This window comes from Microbacterium enclense (genome assembly GCF_001456955.1).
Taxonomy (GTDB): domain Bacteria; phylum Actinomycetota; class Actinomycetes; order Actinomycetales; family Microbacteriaceae; genus Microbacterium; species Microbacterium enclense.
In genome coordinates this window covers 180,052-196,780 of the sequence record NZ_KQ758470.1, presented here as the reverse complement: position 1 = coordinate 196,780, position 16,729 = coordinate 180,052, and the positions used below count along the sequence as shown (strand labels likewise).

The following is a 16,729-nucleotide window of genomic DNA, read 5'->3' as shown; positions in this document are numbered from 1 at the left end:
TCCACAACGAAAGGTCGCAGTCGACATGTCGTCCCCCGCAACTCCGCTCCGCGCCGATGTGCAGGCGCTCCGCGACGCCGAAGACCTCGACGTCCTGATCATCGGCGGGGGCATCAACGGCCTCGCCACCCTCCGCGACCTCGCCCTGCAGGGCGTGCGGGTCGCCCTCGTCGAGCGCGGCGACTTCGTCTCCGGTGCGTCCTCCGCCTCCAGCCACATGGTGCACGGCGGCATCCGCTACCTCGAGAACGGCGAGTTCCGCCTCGTGAAGGAAGCCGTGACCGAGCGGAACGATCTTCTGAAGACCGCGCCGCACTACGTCAAGCCGCTCGAGACGACGATCCCGATCTACAAGACGTTCTCCGGCATCCTCTCGGCCCCCTTCCGCCTGCTGGTCACCCACGGCCGCGGCAAGCCGAACGAGCGCGGCGCTCTGCTGATCAAGGTCGGCCTGATCATGTACGACACCTTCTCGCGCGACGGCGGCTCGGTCCCCCGGCACAAGTTCCTCGGCAAGAAGAAGTCGCTCGCCGAGCTGCCCCAGCTCAACCCCGACCTCGCGTACACCGCGACCTACTTCGACGCCTCGATGCACGACCCCGAGCGCATCGCCCTCGATGTGCTGCGCGACGGCATCGAGGCGGGCGCCGGCCGCACCCAGGCCGTCAACTACGTCTCGGCCGTCGGCGCCGACGCGAACGGTGTGCGCGTGCGCGACGAGGTCTCCGGCGAGGAGTTCAGCGTCAAGGCGAAGGTGATCCTCAACACCGCCGGCCCGTGGACAGACCTCGCCAACGCGGCGATGGGCCTGAAGACGCAGTTCATGGGCGGCACCAAGGGCTCGCACATCGTGCTCGACAACCCCGAGCTGCTGGCCGCGACGGGCGGACGCGAGATCTTCTTCGAGCACTCCGATGGCCGCATCGTGCTCATCTACCCCCTGAAGGACCGCGTCCTCGTGGGCACGACCGACATCGACGCCGATCCCGCGAAGCCGGTCGTGTGCACCGACGACGAGATCGCGTACTTCTTCGACCTCATCGGCCACGTCTTCCCGAGCATCGAGGTCGACCGCTCGCAGATCGTCTACACGTTCTCCGGCATCCGTCCGCTCCCCCGCCACGACGACACCGCCCCCGGGTTCGTGTCGCGCGACTACCGCATCGTCGAGGACGAGATCGCCGGCGTCCCCGCCCTGAGCCTGGTCGGCGGCAAGTGGACGACCTTCCGCGCCCTCGCCGAGCACCTCAGCATGAAGACGCTGCAGAAGCTGCGTCGCCCGCACCGCGTGAGCACGCAGGGCCTGCCGATCGGCGGCGGCGCCGGATTCCCCGCCTCGCCCGAGCAGCGCCGCCGCTGGGTCTCGACGCGCACGAATGCGCACAGCACCGAGCTCGTGGATGCCATGCTCGAGCGCTACGGCACGCGCGCCGACGCGATCCTCGCCGCACTCCCCACCGAGCCGACGCCGGTCCCCGACGCTCCCGGCTACTACCGCGAGGAGCTCGCCTGGATCGCCGAGAACGAACAGGTCGTTCACCTGATCGACGTGCTTCTGCGCCGGACGCACCTCGCGTTCGTGGGTGGCATGACCGACCGCACGCTGCGGGAGGTCGCGGAGGCCGTCGCAGGGCCCCTCGGCTGGGACGCCGAGCGCGTCGACGACGAGGTCTCCCGCACGACCGAGATCCTCCGCGCGTCGCACCGCGTCGATCTGGCCCAGGCCGGGGTCGCTCGAATCTGAGAGAACGTGCGGGCGCGCCATCTGTTGCGCGCCCGCACGCCGGTCGTAGGTTCAGATCACTGAGCCGCATAACATCACCCGCGCCGAAGTTGACCGGGTGACCGAAGAAAGGTCAATGACGACATGCAAGAAGTGAACCTGGGGCTGTACTTCCTCTCGGAGGTGGTCGGCACCGCGATGCTCATCCTGTTGGGCTGCGGCGTGGTCGCCAACGTGGCTCTCGCCAAGACCAAGGGCAATGCCGGTGGCACCCTCATGGTCAACTGGGGATGGGGCCTGGCGGTCTTCGCCGGTGTCATCGTCTCCTTCTACTCGGGAGCGCAGCTGAACCCGGCCGTGTCGATCGGCCTGCTCGTGCATCAGGACATCTCGTTCCTCCAGTTCATCGTGGCCGTCGCCGGTCAGATGGTCGGTGCCATCATCGGCGCTGTGCTCGCATGGGCCTCCTACAAGCAGCACTTCGATGACGAGCCCGACCCCGCCGCCAAGCTCGGCGTCTTCTCCACCGGCCCCGCCATCCGCTCCTACGGCTTCAACTTCCTCACCGAGGTGATCGCCACTTTCGTCCTGGTCTTCGTGATCTTCGGTTTCCGCTCCTACGGCGTGGCGGATGTCGGCGTCCCGCAGGGAATCGGCGGCCTCTCCGCCCTTCCCGTCGCCCTGCTGGTGGTCGGCATCGGCGCCTCCCTCGGTGGCCCGACGGGCTACGCGATCAATCCTGCCCGCGACCTCGGCCCCCGCATCGCCCACGCGATCCTGCCCATCAAGGGCAAGGGCGGCAGCGATTGGGGATACTCCTGGGTCCCGGTCGCCGGGCCCCTCGTCGGCGGTCTGCTGGCGGGTCTGCTGGCCCCGGTCCTGCTGGGAATCTGACGCAGAACTCTCCTCGGGGGCGTCGGGCTCGGACCGATTCCCGCCGCCCCCGCCCTTCGCTTCACCCTTCCCCATTTCCCATAAGACAAAGGAGTCCATCCATGGCCGACTACGTCCTCGCCATCGACCAGGGCACGACCTCGACGCGCGCGATGATCTTCGACAAGTCCGGGAGCGTCGTCTCCGTCGGACAGAAGGAGCACGAGCAGATCTTCCCCCGCGCGGGCTGGGTCGAGCACGACCCGCTCGAGATCTGGCGCAACACCCAGGAGGTGATCGGCCTGGCCCTCAGCCGCGCCGACATCACCCGCCACGACATCGCCGCCGTCGGCATCACCAACCAGCGCGAGACCGCGGTGGTGTGGGACAAGAACACCGGCAAGCCGGTCTACAACGCCATCGTCTGGCAGGACACGCGCACGCAGTCCATCGTCGACCGTCTCGCCGACGGCGATCCCGAGCGCTACAAGAGCATCGTCGGCCTGCCGCTCGCGACCTACTTCTCGGGCACCAAGATCGTCTGGATCCTCGAGAACGTCGACGGGGCCCGCGAGAAGGCCGAGGCCGGCGACCTGTTGTTCGGCACGACCGACACCTGGGTGCTGTGGAACCTCACCGGCGGCACCGACGGCGGCGTGCACGCCACCGACGTCACAAACGCCAGCCGCACGCTGTTCATGGACCTCGAGACGCTGTCGTGGCGCGAGGACATCCTCGCCGACTTCGGCGTCCCCGCCTCGATGCTCCCCGAGATCCGCTCCTCGTCCGAGGTCTACGGCACCGTCGAGTCCTCGTCCCTGCTGCGCGAGACCCCGATCGCCGGCATCCTGGGCGACCAGCAGGCCGCGACGTTCGGCCAGGCGGCCTTCGACCCGGGCGAGAGCAAGAACACCTACGGCACGGGCAACTTCCTCATCTTCCAGACCGGCGAAGAAATCGTCCACTCGAAGAACGGCCTGCTGACGACCCTCGGGTACAAGCTCGGCGACCAGCCCGCCCGCTACGCCCTCGAGGGATCGATCGCCGTCACAGGGTCCCTCATCCAGTGGCTGCGCGACCAGCTCGGCATCATCTCCTCGGCCCCCGAGGTCGAGGCCCTGGCATCGAGCGTCGACGACAACGGCGGCGTGTACTTCGTGCCGGCGTTCTCGGGCCTGTTCGCGCCCTACTGGCGTTCCGACGCCCGCGGCGCGATCGTCGGCATGACGCGCTACGTCAACAAGGGCCACATCGCCCGCGCGGCTCTCGAGGCCACCGCCTTCCAGTCCCGCGAGGTGCTCGACGCGGTCAACGCCGACTCGGGCGTCGACCTGGAGGAGCTGAAGGTCGACGGCGGCATGACCGCCAACGATGCGCTGATGCAGTTCCAGGCCGACATCCTGGGCGTGCCGGTCGTGCGTCCGGTCGTCGCCGAGACCACCGCGCTCGGTGCCGCCTACGCCGCGGGCCTGGCCGTCGGTTTCTGGGACAACCTCGACGACCTGCGCGCCAACTGGCAGGAGGACAAGCGCTGGGAGCCACGCATGGACGCCGACGAGCGCGAGCGCGAGCTCCGTCTGTGGAAGAAGGCCGTCACCAAGTCGATGGACTGGATCGACGACGACGTGCGCTGAGCACCGCAGCACGAACGAAACCCCGCCGGCCCCCTGCCGGCGGGGTTTCCCGTTCCCGAGGGGCTGGTCACCCGCCGGACGCCCGAGCTCGCGGCACCCGGATGCCGCGTGCCCTCAGCCGACCGTGATCTCCGGCTCGTGACGCACGGGGAAGTTGACCGAGTTGGCGATGAAGCACCACTCCCGCGCCTGCCGGTGCGCCGCCCGCGCCGCCTCCACCATCGACTCCTCGGCCACGCGCACGCGGGGACGCAGCACGACCTCGGTGAAGGCACCACCGCTGTTGCCGTCCTCCTGCATCGTGCCGCTCGCGTCGTCCTCGTACGCCGTCACCACGACACCGGTCGTGACGCAGGCGTGCAGGTACGACAGCAGATGGCATTCGCTGAGAGCCGCGAGCAGCAGCTCCTCGGGGTTCCACTTGGCCGGATCGCCGCGGAAGGGCTTGTCAGCGGATGCCGCGATCGCGGGCTTGCCGTCGACCTCGAGCGTGACGGCACGGTCGTAGTCGCGGTAGCCGCTCGTGCCGCTCCCCCGATCGCCGGTCCAGGTCGAGCGCAGGCGGTAGTGATGCTCTCCGTTCATCCCCTCAGTCTGCCCCGTGCCGCGCCCGGGCGGGGCGCCGCGCGAGGCAGTCCCACCCCGTCGTCGCACGACCGCCGGGATACCATGGAGGGATGCCCACGCCCCCCGCATTCGCCGAGCTCGCTGTCGTCGACCGCAACGGATTCATCGAGTCACGGCACCACGGCGTCGCGGTCGTGCTCGCCCCCGACGGGTCCGAGACGCTCGCTCTCGGCGACCCGTCCGCCCCGTTCCTCCCCCGATCGAGCATGAAACCGCTGCAGGCGCTGGCCTGTCTGTCGGCCGGCGTCGACCTCGCCGACGAGCGTCTTGCGATCTCGATGGCGAGCCACTGCGGCACCGACCGGCACGCCGAGGTGGCCCGCGGCATCCTGCAATCGGCGGGCCTGACCGAAGACGACCTCGGGTGCCCGGCCGCATGGCCGACCGACACGGCGTCTCGCGACGAATTGGTGCGCGATCACGGCGGACCGTCACCGCTGCGCATGAACTGCTCGGGCAAGCACGCCGCGATGCTGCTGACGTGCGTGGCGAACGGGTGGCCGACCGGGGACTACCTCGACCTGCAGCACCCGCTGCAGGTGCACATCCGCGAGGTGATCGAGCGGCTCGTCGGCGAGCGGCTGACCACGACCGCGATCGACGGCTGCGGCGCCCCGGTCTACGCGATGAGCCTGGTGGGGCTGGCCCGTGCGATCCAGCGCATCGCCACGTCGTCCGAGCGCTCCCCCTTCGCTCTGCACCGCAGCGCCGGCACCCTCGTGCGCGCCGTGCGTGAGCACCCCTGGACGATCGACGGCCCGGGCCGCCCCGACACCGTCGTGATCGAGCGCCTGGGCGTGTTCAGCAAGATGGGTGCCGAGGGTGTGCAGGTCATGACGGCCCCCGACGGCACGACGGTCGCGCTGAAGATGCTCGACGGGTCGAACCGCGCCGGTCACGTCGTCGCCCTTCGGCTTCTCGAGCGCGCCGGCGCGCTCACGGCCGAGGCGGTGGCCGACACGGTGGCGCACCTGCCGCTGTCGGTCCTCGGCGGAGGCGTCGAGGTCGGCGCGATCCGCGCCGCGGTCTGAGGACTCCTCAGATCCCGCCGTCCACCGATCGCGGATAGGCGATCGGCTCGTCGGGGACGAGCACGGCGGTGTCGCGGTTCAGGCTCTCGCCGCGGAAGAAGGGTTTCGCCCCGGGGAAGACGAACCAGATCAGCATGAGGACGACGCCGATGGCGAGCGCCCCGATGCCCACGACGAAGGTGCCCCCGACCCCGAGCAGCACGGTGTTGCCGTACTCGGGGTCGTACATGTCGATCGCCGACTGCACGAAGGCGAGGGTGAGCATGACCGCGCCGAGGAGGGGCAGGATGCCGCGCACGAGCAGGTTCTTCGCGGAGGTGAACAGGTCGCGGCGGTAGAACCACACGCACGCAAAGCCGGTGAGGGCGTAGTAGAAGGCGATCGCGAGCCCCAGCGACAGGATCGAGTCCTGCAGGATGTCGTCGCTGATGATCGTCATGCCGACGTAGTACACGCTGGCGACGACGCCCATGACCAGCGTCGAGAACGACGGAGTGCGGTACCGCGGGTGCACGCTGCGGAAGCGCGCGGGCAGCGCCTTGTACGCCGCCATCGCCAGCGTGCCGCGGGCGGTGGGGAGGATCGTCGTCTGGGTCGACGACACCGCCGAGATGAGCACGGCCACGACGAGCACCCAGCCGAACGGTCCGAACAGTCCGTCTTTCAGGGCGAGGAACACGTCCTCCGCGTTGTCGGGGTTCGACAGCCCCGCACCGTCCTCGCCCACGCCGGCGTACATCATCGCCGCGACCGTCACCGTGACGTAGGTGCCGAGCAGGATCACCGTGGTGAGCAGCGCCGCACGGCCCGGAATGCGCGTGGGGTCTTTCGTCTCCTCGTTGAGGGCGAGGCAGGTGTCCCATCCCCAGTAGATGAAGAGGGCCAGCAGCACCGCCTCGGTGAAGCCGCTGAAGTCGTCGAAGCCGAACGGGTTGAACCAGCCGATGTCGAAGGGGGTGGGGTTCGGGGCGGTTCCGTCGAAGAACTTCCACAGGGCCAGCACGACGAACAGCGCCAGCACGAGGTACTGGACGGCCAGCAGGATGTTCTGCACCCGTTCGCCGATCTCGACGCCGCGGTAGCTGATGAAGGTCATCGCGGCGATGAAGGCCACTCCGGTGACGGTGACGAGAGGGGCGTTCTCGGCGAGCGAGCCGTCGCCGACCAGCGACCACAGGTACACGCCCGCGATCTGCGACAGGTTCGCCAGCACCACCATTCCCGCGACCGCGACGCCCCAGCCGCCCATCCACCCGATCCACGGTCCGAACGCCTTGGTGCTCCAGGTGAACGTCGTGCCGCAATCGGGGACGGCGTTGTTCAGCTCGCGGTACGCGAAGGCGATGAACAGCATGGGGATGAAGGCGATGATGAACGCGATCGGAGCCGAGGCCCCCACGGCGAGCACGACGAAGCCGAGTGTCGCGACGAGGGAGTAAACCGGGGCGGTGGATGCCAGACCGATCACGGTCGAGCCCCAGAGTCCCAGCGTTCCGGTGGCGAGGCCCTTGCCGGCTGTGCGTTCGGGTGCAGCAGTCATGTGCCGAACGTAGGATTCGGGCCGCGTCGCGGTCAAGCGGCGCTTCCGCCCGCGGGGGCTCCTGCGGTCAGGCGTCGCTGCGTGAGACGTCGAGCACGACGATGGTGATGTTGTCGCGCCCGCCGTTCTCGAGGGCCGCGGCCATCATCGACTCGACGGCGGCGGCGGGGTCGACATTCGCCTCGAGGAAGTGACGGATGCCGAAATCGGTCAGTTCTTTCGTGAGGCCGTCGGAGCAGATGACGAAGCGGTCGCCGTCGAGCACGTCGAGTCGCAGATAGTCGGGCTTGACGCTGTCGCTGGGTCCGACGGCGCGGGTGATGACGTTGCCGTACGGGTGGTTCTCGGCTTCTTCCGGACTCAGGCGCCCGGCGGCGATGAGCTCCTGCACGACCGAGTGGTCGGTGGTGACCTGCACGATCTCGTCGTCGCGCAACAGATAGACGCGCGAATCGCCGATGTTCAACGTCACCCAGTGCGGCTCTTCGGTGTGGGTCTCGAGGTAGACGCCGGTGAGGGTGGTGCCCGTGCCCTCGTCGGTCGTCTCGGGGTGGGAGACGATGTCTTTCACCGCGCGTGACAGCGCCTTCTCGATGTTCTTCGTCGACACCGCGCCGCTGTCGACGACGGCACGCAGGCGATCGACGGTGCTGGCACTGGCGATCTCGCCGCCCAGGTGCCCGCCCATGCCGTCGGCCACGACGAAGAGGGGGAACTCGGCGAGGAGGGCGTCCTGGTTGACCTCGCGCCGACGGCCGGTGTCGGTGCCGGCGGCCCACGACAACTCGAGCGTCGTCCGACCCAGCGGGACGCTGCGCGTATGGGTGGTCACCTCGGGCACGTACGATCCTCCGGTTGGCCGACGACTGCGCCGGCGGAAGCGCGCGGCCCTGTCATCCTAGTAGACGCCCGCGCGCGACCCGGGTTCATCGTCAGCCCGCCGCCGGGTCGGCGGGAAGACCCAGGATGCCGTCGATCGCTGCGAGGTCCGCGGCATCCGGAGTCCAGGCGGTCGCGGCCGCGGCATTCGCGCGCACCTGCTCCGCGGTCGTTGCGCCGGCGATCACGCTGGACACGCGCACATCCGCGAGGAACCACCCGAAGGTCGCCTCGAGCATGGTGATGCCACGTGCGTCGCAGAAGTCGCGGTACCGCTCCAGCGCGTCCCACGGGGCGTCCCTCCAGAGATGGGGACGCTGGCGCATGATGCGACTGCCGTCCGGCCCGCCCTCACGTGTGAATTTGCCGGTGAGCAGCCCGTTGTGGAGGGGGAAGAAGGGCAGGAAGCCGAGCCCGAAGTGCTCGACCGCGGGCAGCACCTCGCGCTCCGCGGCGCGGGCGAGCAGGCTGTACTGGTTCTGCGCCGACACGAAGCGCACGCCCGACGCGGCCGCATCGGCCTCGGCGATCTGCCAGCCCGAGAAGTTGGAGTGACCGACGTAGCGCACCTTCCCCTCGCGGACCAGGTCGCCCAGCGCGTCCAGGGTCTCGTCGACGGGGGTCGTGGGATCGGGCGTGTGCAGCTGATACAGGTCGATCCAGTCGGTGCGCAGGCGTCGGAGGGACTCCTCCACCGCACGACGGACGTGCGCGCGGGAACCCTTCGCTCCACCCGGAAGGGCGGGGGCGAGGTCGGAATGCCCGAACTTCGTGGCCAGCACCACCTCGTCACGGCGACCGAGCAGCGCCTCCCCCATCAGCGTCTCGGACAGCCCGAACGACTTGCCGTAGATGTCGGCGGTGTCGAGGAAGGTCACCCCCGCCTCGATGGCGGCGTCGAGGACCGCACGGGTGCCGTCGAGGGTCTCGGTGACGGTACCCGTCCGGCCGAAGTTGTTGCAGCCGAGACCGACAGCGGACACGCGCAGACCGGACCGGCCCACCGGACGAAGAGGAAGCGGCGCAGACGTCATCCCCCCACGGTAACCCCCGTGGATGCCACGGGCTCCCGGCCGCGACCGACGCGGAGAGCCTCCCATCGGAACGGGAGGCCCTCGGCTCGATCAGTACTGCGGCGGTGCGGGCGGCGGCGGCGTGGTGCCGGGCGCCGGCGGGGGCGTCATGCCGGATGCGGGCGGAGCTGCGGGCCCGCCGTAGCCGGGTCCCCCGTAGCCGGGACCGCTGACCTGCTGACCCGGCTGCACCGGGACGCCGTCCCAGACCGTCTTGTCGGCCGCGACGGTGTTCGCCCACGGTGCCGGGGCGATGGCCGGGTTCCAGCGCGCGGAGCCGAAGGCCAGGATGCCGAGCCAGATCAGCGTTCCGACGCCCGGGATGAGCCATAGCAGCAGCAGCGGCCAGTCCTTGCCGAACTTCAGCCCGATCCGCCACGCGACGACGACGCTCGCCGCGACGGCGACGAGCCCGAACACGAAGCCGATGACGGGGATGTTGCTGAGCACGCTCGCGCCGACGACGACGATGAGGTAGGCCCAGGGCGAGACATCGCCGAGCTTGGCCGCCACGAGCGTGTTGTAGATGGGCACCCAGGCGCGCCATTTGCCCTGCACGCCGGCCTTTTCGAAGATCTTCAGGAGGAAGAACGACGAGATGATGTAGCCCGCGAAGAGGCTGATGAGCAAGAGGGGCAGCAGGACGATGAGGAAGGCGAGGGCGGCGAGCCCGCTTCCGTCGTCGTACGTGTAAGACGAATCACTCATGTGGATTCCTTTCCCGACGAGTGCGCGACGAAGCGTCCGTGCGCCCCGTGCGCTCACATGGTAGCGAGGCTGAAAGAATCCTGAAAGCTCGGGCTTTCTCGTTACACGACCAGAGCGATTTCACCCTCGTGTCCGTCGATGAGCCTCCAGCCGGCGGAATCGGCCCACGCACGCAGATCGGCGAGACCTTCGACCGTGGGCCTGTCGCGGGCGAGCGCGCGAACGAAAGCCCCCTTCGCGTGCTTGTTGAAGTGGTTGAGGGCGCGCACCGCTCCCTCCTCCGTGTCGGTCACGACACGCACGTAGACCGAGCGGACGCTCGACGGGAGCGGACCGAGAGCAACGTACGCCTCCGAGCGGAGGTCGAGGACGAAACCGGGCGCGGCCTCCGCGAACGCGCAGGCCACGGCGTCGGCCCAGACGCGCCGAAGGGCCGGCACGCCCGGAAGCGACGTCCCCGCCGCCAACCGATACGCCGGGATGCCGTCGAGCGCACCGACGGGACCGAAGGGCGCCGAGTGGATCGCCACGTGCGCGCCGATCCATGACCGCGCGTCGGCGTCGAGGGTTGCCGCATCGAGGGCGTCGAAGAGCACGCCGGTGTACCGGTCGATCGCGGGCGTCGTCGCCGCGGTGCGGAGCGCGGCGTTGTCGGCAACCTCGTGTCGACGCTTGGCGCTGAGCTTGAGCACCCGCGCCGCGTTCTCCGCGTCGGCCGACAGCGCGATGAGGGCGTCGATGACGGCGTCGCGCGGAGCGCTGAGCGTGGGGAACGTCAGGCCCGCGACATCGAGCGGCGCGCCGTCGCCCCCGGGGCGCTTCGTCTCGGACGGGGGAAGCAGAACGAGCATGCGATCTCCGGGAAAAGAACGACGCGCGCCGCCCGGAGAACCGGGCGACGCGCGTCGGCGATGAAGCGGCGTCAGGAGACGAGAGCTGCGTTTCCGGCGACGATGGTGAGTTCGTCGTTCGCCATCGACAGGAAGCCGTCCTCGGCGTTGGCCAGGATCTTCGTGCCGTCGGTGCGGGTGATGCGCACCTCGCCCTGGGCGAGGATCGCGAGCACCGGCTCATGCCCCTGCATGAAGCCGATCTCACCTTCGACGGTCTTGGCCACGACGAGCGAGGCCTCCCCCGTCCACACCTCGGCGTCTGCCGACACCAGGCTCACGCGCAACGACATGTCAGCCGTTCTCCTTCTGGATCTGCGCCCACTTGGCCTCGACGTCGGAGATGCCGCCGACGTTGAAGAACGCCTGCTCGGCGACGTGGTCGAAGTCGCCCTTGACGATCGCGTCGAACGACTCGATCGTCTCCTTGATCGGGACCGTGGAGCCCTCGACGCCGGTGAACTTCTTTGCCATGTAGGTGTTCTGCGAGAGGAACTGCTGGATACGACGGGCACGCGACACGACGATCTTGTCTTCCTCGGAGAGCTCGTCGACACCGAGGATCGCGATGATCTCCTGCAGTTCCTTGTTCTTCTGCAGGATCTGCTTCACGGCGGTGGCCACGCGGTAGTGGTCGGCACCGATGTAGCGCGGGTCGAGGATGCGGCTCGTCGAGGTGAGCGGGTCGATCGCGGGGTACAGACCCTTCGACGCGATCTCGCGCGAGAGCTCGGTGGTGGCGTCGAGGTGGGCGAACGTGGTCGCCGGGGCCGGGTCGGTGTAGTCGTCGGCGGGCACGTAGATGGCCTGGAGCGACGTGATCGAGTGACCGCGGGTCGAGGTGATGCGCTCCTGGAGCACACCCATCTCGTCGGCGAGGTTCGGCTGGTACCCCACGGCGGACGGCATGCGGCCGAGCAGCGTCGAGACCTCGGAGCCGGCCTGCGTGAAGCGGAAGATGTTGTCGATGAACAACAGCACGTCCTGCTTCTGCACGTCGCGGAAGTACTCCGCCATCGTCAGGGCCGACAGGGCGACGCGCAGACGCGTTCCCGGCGGCTCGTCCATCTGGCCGAACACGAGGGCGGTCTTGTCGAAGACACCCGCCTCTTCCATCTCGCCGATGAGGTCGTTGCCCTCACGGGTGCGCTCGCCGACACCGGCGAACACCGACACACCACCGTGGTCCTGCGCGACGCGCTGGATCATCTCCTGGATGAGGACGGTCTTGCCGACGCCGGCACCGCCGAACAGGCCGATCTTTCCACCCTGCACGTACGGGGTGAGGAGGTCGATCGACTTGATGCCGGTCTCGAACATCTCGGTCTTGGACTCGAGCTGGTCGAAGCTCGGCGCCTTGCGGTGGATGCCCCAGCGCTCGGTGACCTCGATCGTCTCGCCGGGGGCGCCGTTGAGCACCTCGCCGGTGACGTCGAAGACCTTGCCTTTGGTGACGTCGCCGACGGGCACCGAGATGGGGCCGCCGGTGTCGCGCACGTCCTGGCCGCGGACGATGCCGTCGGTCGGCTTCAGCGCGATGGCGCGCACGAGGTCGTCACCGAGGTGCTGTGCGACCTCGAGCGTGATCTCGGTCGACTCGTCACCGATCGTGATGGTGGTCTTCAGCGCGTTGTAGATTTCGGGGATCGCGTCGTGCGGGAACTCGATGTCGACGACCGGGCCGGTGACGCGCGCGACGCGTCCGACGACGGCCGCGTCGGTCTTCTCGGCGGTGAGGCTCATGGCTTCTTCTCTCCTTGGGAACTTACTTGCCGGATGCCAGGGCATCGGCGCCGCCGACGATCTCGGCGATCTGCTGCGTGATCTCCGCCTGACGCGCGTTGTTGCGCAGACGGGTGTAGTCGGTGATGAGCTTGTCGGCGTTGTCGCTGGCCGACTTCATGGCCTTCTGGGTCGCGGCGTGCTTCGCGGCCGACGACTGCAGGAGGGCGTTGAAGATGCGGCTCTGCACGTACGTCGGCAGGAGCGCGTCGAGCACGGTCTCGGCGTCGGGCTCGAACTCGTACAGCGGGTAGACCTCCGACTGCGCCGGTGCCGCATCCGCCTCGATGACCTCGAGAGGGAGGAGGCGGATCGACTCGGGCGACTGGGTCATCATGCTGACGAAGCGGTTGTAGACGAGGTGGATCTCGTCGACGCCGTCGTTCTCGCCACCCGCGCGGTACGCCTCGAGCACGGCATCCGAGATCTCCTCCGCCGTTGAGAACTGCGGGGTGTCGGTGTCGCCCACCCACTGCGCGGCGCTCGGCATGCGACGGAACTGGAAGTATCCGACGGCCTTGCGACCCACGAGGTAGTAGACGACCTCTTTGCCCTGCGATCGCAGCAGCTCGCTCAGTTCGAGGCCCTCACGGAGGATCTGCGAGTTGAACGCGCCCGCGAGGCCGCGGTCGGAGGTGAAGATGACCACGGCCGAACGGCGGATGTTCTCGCGCTCGGTCGTCAGCGGGTGGTCGACGGTCGAGTAGGTCGCCACGGCGGAGACGGCGTTCGTGACGGCCCGCGCGAAGGGCGATGCCGCGCGCACACGCGCCATCGCCTTCTGGATGCGCGAGGCCGCGATGAGCTCCATCGCCTTCGTGATCTTCTTGGTCGTCTGAGCAGAACTGATCTTCTGCTTATAGACCCGCAGTTGTGCGCCCATGATTCCGTTCTCGTGTCGTCGCTATCAGCGACGGCCCTTGACGATCCGCTCCTGGTTGACGTCTTCCGCCTCGGCGGCGTCGACCTTCTCGGCGCCGACGACGCTCTGGTCCTTGCCGGGCTGGAACTCCTTGGCGAACGCATCGATCTTCTGCTCGAGCTCCGCGAGCGTGTCGTCACCGAGCACGTTGGTCTCGCGCAGCGTGTCGAGCACGGTCGAGTTGCGACGCAGGTAGTCGAGCAGCTCGCGCTCGAAGCGCAGCACGTCCGACACCTCGACGGTGTCGAGCTTTCCGTTGGTGCCGGCCCAGATCGAGACGACCTGCTCCTCGACCGGGTACGGCGAGTACTGCGGCTGCTTGAGCAGCTCGGTCAGACGTGCACCGCGGGCGAGCTGACGACGCGAGGCGGCGTCGAGGTCGCTGGCGAACATCGCGAACGCCTCGAGCGAGCGGTACTGCGCGAGCTCGAGCTTCAGGGTTCCCGAGACCTTCTTGATCGACTTCACCTGGGCGTCGCCACCCACGCGCGAGACCGAGATACCCACGTCGACCGCGGGACGCTGGTTGGCGTTGAACAGGTCGGACTGCAGGAAGATCTGGCCGTCGGTGATCGAGATCACGTTGGTCGGGATGTACGCCGAGACGTCGTTGGCCTTGGTCTCGATGATCGGGAGACCCGTCATGGAGCCGGCGCCGAGCTCGTCGGACAGCTTCGCGCAACGCTCGAGCAGACGCGAGTGCAGGTAGAACACGTCGCCGGGGTACGCCTCGCGGCCCGGCGGGCGGCGCAGGAGCAGCGACACGGCGCGGTAGGCCTCGGCCTGCTTCGACAGGTCGTCGAAGATGATGAGGACGTGCTTGCCGCCGTACATCCAGTGCTGGCCGATGGCCGAACCGGTGTAGGGGGCGAGGTACTTGAAGCCGGCGGGGTCGGACGCGGGGGCCGCGACGATGGTGGTGTACTCCATCGCACCGGCGTCCTCGAGGGCGCCCTTCACCGAGGCGATGGTCGAGCCCTTCTGGCCGATGGCGACGTAGATGCAGCGCACCTGCTTGTTGACGTCGCCCGACTCCCAGTTGGCCTTCTGGTTGATGATCGTGTCGATCGCGATGGCCGTCTTGCCGGTCTGGCGGTCGCCGATGATGAGCTGGCGCTGGCCGCGGCCGACGGGGATCATGGCGTCGATCGCCTTGATGCCGGTCTGCAGGGGCTCGTGCACGCTCTTGCGCTGCATGACGCCCGGAGCCTGGAGCTCGAGGGCGCGACGGCCCTCGGTCGCGATCTCGCCGAGACCGTCGATCGGGTTGCCGAGCGGGTCGACGACGCGGCCCAGGTAGCCGTCGCCGACGCCGACCGAGAGCACCTCGCCCGTGCGGGTGACGCTCTGGCCCTCTTCGATGCCGGAGAACTCGCCCAGTACGACGACACCGACCTCGTTCTCGTCGAGGTTCTGCGCGAGGCCGAGCGTGCCGTCCGCGAAGCGGATGAGCTCGTTGGCCATGACGCCGGGAAGGCCCTCGACGTGAGCGATGCCGTCGGCCGCGTCGACGACGGCGCCGACCTCGGTCGCCGCAGCGCCGGTGGGCTCGTAGGCGGTGACGAAGTCCTTCAGCGCGTCACGAATGACGTCGGGGCTGATAGAGAGATCTGCCATTGTCTTCCTTCGTTCGTGGGGCTCATGGCCCCCAGATCCACACCCTGACGGGCGGAAAGTCTTCAGCCTGCGATCCGCTGGCGGAGATCCGCGAGACGTGCGGACACGCTCGCGTCGATGACGTCGTCTGCGACCTGCACGCGCAGTCCGCCGACCACCGTCGGGTCGATGACGGTGTTCAGCGTGACCGCTGAACCGTAACGGGCGCTGAGAGCGTTCTGCAGACGGGTCTGCTGCTCCGCGCTCAGGGGCGCGGCCGCCGACACCGTCGCGACGATGCGCGAACGCTGGTCGGCGACGAGCCGCTCGGCTCGGCGCAGCAGTGCGCGGACACGACGGCCGCGGGCGTGCTCCACGAGCGACGACACGATCAGGGCGGTGCCGGCGCTCGCGCGGCCGTCGAGCAGCGTCGAGACCAGGGTGCCCTTGGCCGAGGCGCCGCCCATGCGGCCGCCCAGTGCGAGCTCGAGCTCGCCGTTGGTGGCCACGGTGCGGGAGAACGAGAACAGTTCCGCCTCGATGTCGCCCGTCTCGGCGACCGCGGTCGCGCGGACGGCGAGCTCTTCGAGGCCCTCGACGAACTCGGCTGCGCTGGACCAGCGCTGCCGTGCCGCGTCGCTCAGCAGTCCGACGGTGACGGGGCTGTACGACGGGCCGAAGACCGCCGACACCAGCCCTGCCCGGGCGTCGGCCGGCACCGACGAGTCGGACAGCGCGCCGCTCAGCTGCGACGATCCGCTCACGGCGGCGACGGCCGCGAACAGCTCGCGCGCGACGTCGAGATCGACGCCGGACGTGGAGGCGAGGGCCTCCGACGTCGCGGTCCGGGCCTGAGTGGTCGCGCTGCCCATTACTTGGCCGCCTTCTCGGATGCCTCGAGCTCGGCGAGGAAGCGGTCGACCACGGCGTTCGCGCGGGCGTCGTCCGTCAGGGTCTCGCCGATCACGTTGCCGGCCAGGTCGACCGCGAGGGTACCGACCTCGGAGCGCAGCTGGACGAGGGCCGTCTGACGCTCCGCCTCGATCTGCGCGTGGGCGGATGCGGTGATGCGCGCGGCGTCCGCGGCAGCGTTCTCGCGCGCCTCGGCGACGATCTTGCGACCGTCCTGGGTGGCGGACTCGCGGATCTCACCGGCTTCGCGGCGCGCCTCGGCGAGCTGAGCGGTGTACTGCTCGAGGGCGGCCTCGGCCTGTCGCTGGGCCTCGTCGGCCTTGGCGATGTTGCCCTCGATGGCCGCACTGCGCTCGTCGAGCAGCTTCGCCATACGCGGCAGCGCGACGCGCCACACCACGAGGGCGATGACGACGAAGCACACGGCCGACCAGATGATGTCGTACCACGCCGGGATCAGCGGGTTGTGCGCCGCCTCCCCCGCGGGTTCCGCGGCGAGTGTGACAAGAGCGTTCAGCATCCTGTCTCCTTACAGTGAG

At 68.9% G+C, this 16,729-nt stretch carries 16 protein-coding genes; 4 read left to right on the top strand and 12 right to left on the bottom strand.

Annotated features, from left to right (window positions below):
* Positions 1-25: 25 nt before the first annotated feature.
* From AS029_RS08830 to glpK, 3 genes are all read left to right on the top strand, one after another.
* Complete coding sequence (locus tag AS029_RS08830; RefSeq protein WP_058232223.1) at positions 26-1,744, top strand: glycerol-3-phosphate dehydrogenase/oxidase; 1,719 nt, start codon at positions 26-28, stop codon at positions 1,742-1,744.
* Positions 1,745-1,867: 123 nt separating this feature from the next.
* Positions 1,868-2,617, top strand: coding sequence for an MIP/aquaporin family protein (locus AS029_RS08825; RefSeq protein WP_058232222.1), 750 nt, complete (start codon positions 1,868-1,870; stop codon positions 2,615-2,617).
* A gap of 101 nt (positions 2,618-2,718) precedes the next feature.
* Entirely contained in the window at positions 2,719-4,230 is a 1,512-nt protein-coding gene (gene glpK / locus AS029_RS08820) for a glycerol kinase GlpK (protein ID WP_058232221.1), read from the top strand.
* Between the two features lie 114 nt (positions 4,231-4,344).
* On the opposite strand, the gene AS029_RS08815 is transcribed toward glpK, so the two are convergent.
* On the bottom strand, positions 4,345-4,815 hold the full coding sequence (locus AS029_RS08815; RefSeq protein WP_058232220.1) for an OsmC family protein: 471 nt from the start codon (positions 4,813-4,815) through the stop codon (positions 4,345-4,347).
* 92 nt (positions 4,816-4,907) lie between these two features.
* Here AS029_RS08815 and AS029_RS08810 point away from each other — a divergent pair, with 92 nt between their 5' ends.
* Positions 4,908-5,888 (top strand): asparaginase, encoded by a 981-nt coding sequence (locus tag AS029_RS08810; RefSeq protein ID WP_058232219.1) that lies wholly within the window; start codon positions 4,908-4,910, stop codon positions 5,886-5,888.
* Between the two features lie 7 nt (positions 5,889-5,895).
* Here the strand turns inward: AS029_RS08810 and AS029_RS08805 are convergent, their stop codons facing one another.
* From AS029_RS08805 to AS029_RS08755, 11 genes are all read right to left on the bottom strand, one after another.
* Complete coding sequence (locus tag AS029_RS08805) at positions 5,896-7,428, bottom strand: APC family permease (RefSeq protein WP_058232218.1); 1,533 nt, start codon at positions 7,426-7,428, stop codon at positions 5,896-5,898.
* Positions 7,429-7,495: 67 nt separating this feature from the next.
* The gene (locus AS029_RS08800; RefSeq protein WP_058232217.1) at positions 7,496-8,269 is read right to left on the bottom strand and encodes a PP2C family protein-serine/threonine phosphatase; all 774 of its coding nucleotides are present in this window, start codon (positions 8,267-8,269) and stop codon (positions 7,496-7,498) included.
* Positions 8,270-8,360: 91 nt separating this feature from the next.
* A complete protein-coding gene (locus AS029_RS08795; RefSeq protein WP_058232216.1) occupies positions 8,361-9,341 on the bottom strand; it encodes an aldo/keto reductase in 981 nt (326 codons plus the stop codon).
* Between the two features lie 90 nt (positions 9,342-9,431).
* Entirely contained in the window at positions 9,432-10,088 is a 657-nt protein-coding gene (locus AS029_RS08790) for a hypothetical protein (protein ID WP_058232215.1), read from the bottom strand.
* 101 nt (positions 10,089-10,189) lie between these two features.
* Positions 10,190-10,939, bottom strand: coding sequence for a YaaA family protein (locus AS029_RS08785; protein ID WP_058232214.1), 750 nt, complete (start codon positions 10,937-10,939; stop codon positions 10,190-10,192).
* A gap of 71 nt (positions 10,940-11,010) precedes the next feature.
* Entirely contained in the window at positions 11,011-11,271 is a 261-nt protein-coding gene (locus AS029_RS08780) for a F0F1 ATP synthase subunit epsilon (protein ID WP_058232213.1), read from the bottom strand.
* Position 11,272: 1 nt separating this feature from the next.
* Positions 11,273-12,721, bottom strand: coding sequence for a F0F1 ATP synthase subunit beta (gene atpD, locus AS029_RS08775; RefSeq protein WP_058232212.1), 1,449 nt, complete (start codon positions 12,719-12,721; stop codon positions 11,273-11,275).
* 22 nt (positions 12,722-12,743) lie between these two features.
* A complete protein-coding gene (locus tag AS029_RS08770; RefSeq protein WP_058232211.1) occupies positions 12,744-13,643 on the bottom strand; it encodes a F0F1 ATP synthase subunit gamma in 900 nt (299 codons plus the stop codon).
* 24 nt (positions 13,644-13,667) lie between these two features.
* Positions 13,668-15,299, bottom strand: a complete 1,632-nt coding sequence (gene atpA / locus AS029_RS08765) for a F0F1 ATP synthase subunit alpha (RefSeq protein ID WP_058232210.1) — start codon at positions 15,297-15,299, stop codon at positions 13,668-13,670.
* Positions 15,300-15,361: 62 nt separating this feature from the next.
* Positions 15,362-16,150, bottom strand: coding sequence for a F0F1 ATP synthase subunit delta (locus AS029_RS08760; RefSeq protein WP_058232209.1), 789 nt, complete (start codon positions 16,148-16,150; stop codon positions 15,362-15,364).
* Positions 16,150-16,710 (bottom strand): F0F1 ATP synthase subunit B, encoded by a 561-nt coding sequence (locus tag AS029_RS08755; protein WP_058232208.1) that lies wholly within the window; start codon positions 16,708-16,710, stop codon positions 16,150-16,152. Before AS029_RS08755 ends, AS029_RS08760 begins: the two co-directional genes overlap by 1 nt.
* Between the last annotated feature and the right edge of the window lie 19 nt (positions 16,711-16,729).

What these genes read in the sequence shown, in the direction of transcription:
- AS029_RS08830 (WP_058232223.1), top strand. Translation starts at nt 26, where the DNA reads ATGTCGTCCCCCGCAACTCCGCTCCGCGCCGATGTGCAGGCGCTCCGC.
- AS029_RS08815 (WP_058232220.1), bottom strand. Translation starts at nt 4,815, where the DNA reads ATGAACGGAGAGCATCACTACCGCCTGCGCTCGACCTGGACCGGCGAT.
- AS029_RS08770 (WP_058232211.1), bottom strand. Translation starts at nt 13,643, where the DNA reads ATGGGCGCACAACTGCGGGTCTATAAGCAGAAGATCAGTTCTGCTCAG.
- AS029_RS08810 (WP_058232219.1), top strand. Translation starts at nt 4,908, where the DNA reads ATGCCCACGCCCCCCGCATTCGCCGAGCTCGCTGTCGTCGACCGCAAC.
- AS029_RS08780 (WP_058232213.1), bottom strand. Translation starts at nt 11,271, where the DNA reads ATGTCGTTGCGCGTGAGCCTGGTGTCGGCAGACGCCGAGGTGTGGACG.
- glpK (WP_058232221.1), top strand. Translation starts at nt 2,719, where the DNA reads ATGGCCGACTACGTCCTCGCCATCGACCAGGGCACGACCTCGACGCGC.
- AS029_RS08785 (WP_058232214.1), bottom strand. Translation starts at nt 10,939, where the DNA reads ATGCTCGTTCTGCTTCCCCCGTCCGAGACGAAGCGCCCCGGGGGCGAC.
- AS029_RS08790 (WP_058232215.1), bottom strand. Translation starts at nt 10,088, where the DNA reads ATGAGTGATTCGTCTTACACGTACGACGACGGAAGCGGGCTCGCCGCC.
- AS029_RS08795 (WP_058232216.1), bottom strand. Translation starts at nt 9,341, where the DNA reads ATGACGTCTGCGCCGCTTCCTCTTCGTCCGGTGGGCCGGTCCGGTCTG.
- atpA (WP_058232210.1), bottom strand. Translation starts at nt 15,299, where the DNA reads ATGGCAGATCTCTCTATCAGCCCCGACGTCATTCGTGACGCGCTGAAG.
- AS029_RS08805 (WP_058232218.1), bottom strand. Translation starts at nt 7,428, where the DNA reads ATGACTGCTGCACCCGAACGCACAGCCGGCAAGGGCCTCGCCACCGGA.
- AS029_RS08825 (WP_058232222.1), top strand. Translation starts at nt 1,868, where the DNA reads ATGCAAGAAGTGAACCTGGGGCTGTACTTCCTCTCGGAGGTGGTCGGC.
- AS029_RS08760 (WP_058232209.1), bottom strand. Translation starts at nt 16,150, where the DNA reads ATGGGCAGCGCGACCACTCAGGCCCGGACCGCGACGTCGGAGGCCCTC.
- atpD (WP_058232212.1), bottom strand. Translation starts at nt 12,721, where the DNA reads ATGAGCCTCACCGCCGAGAAGACCGACGCGGCCGTCGTCGGACGCGTC.
- AS029_RS08755 (WP_058232208.1), bottom strand. Translation starts at nt 16,710, where the DNA reads ATGCTGAACGCTCTTGTCACACTCGCCGCGGAACCCGCGGGGGAGGCG.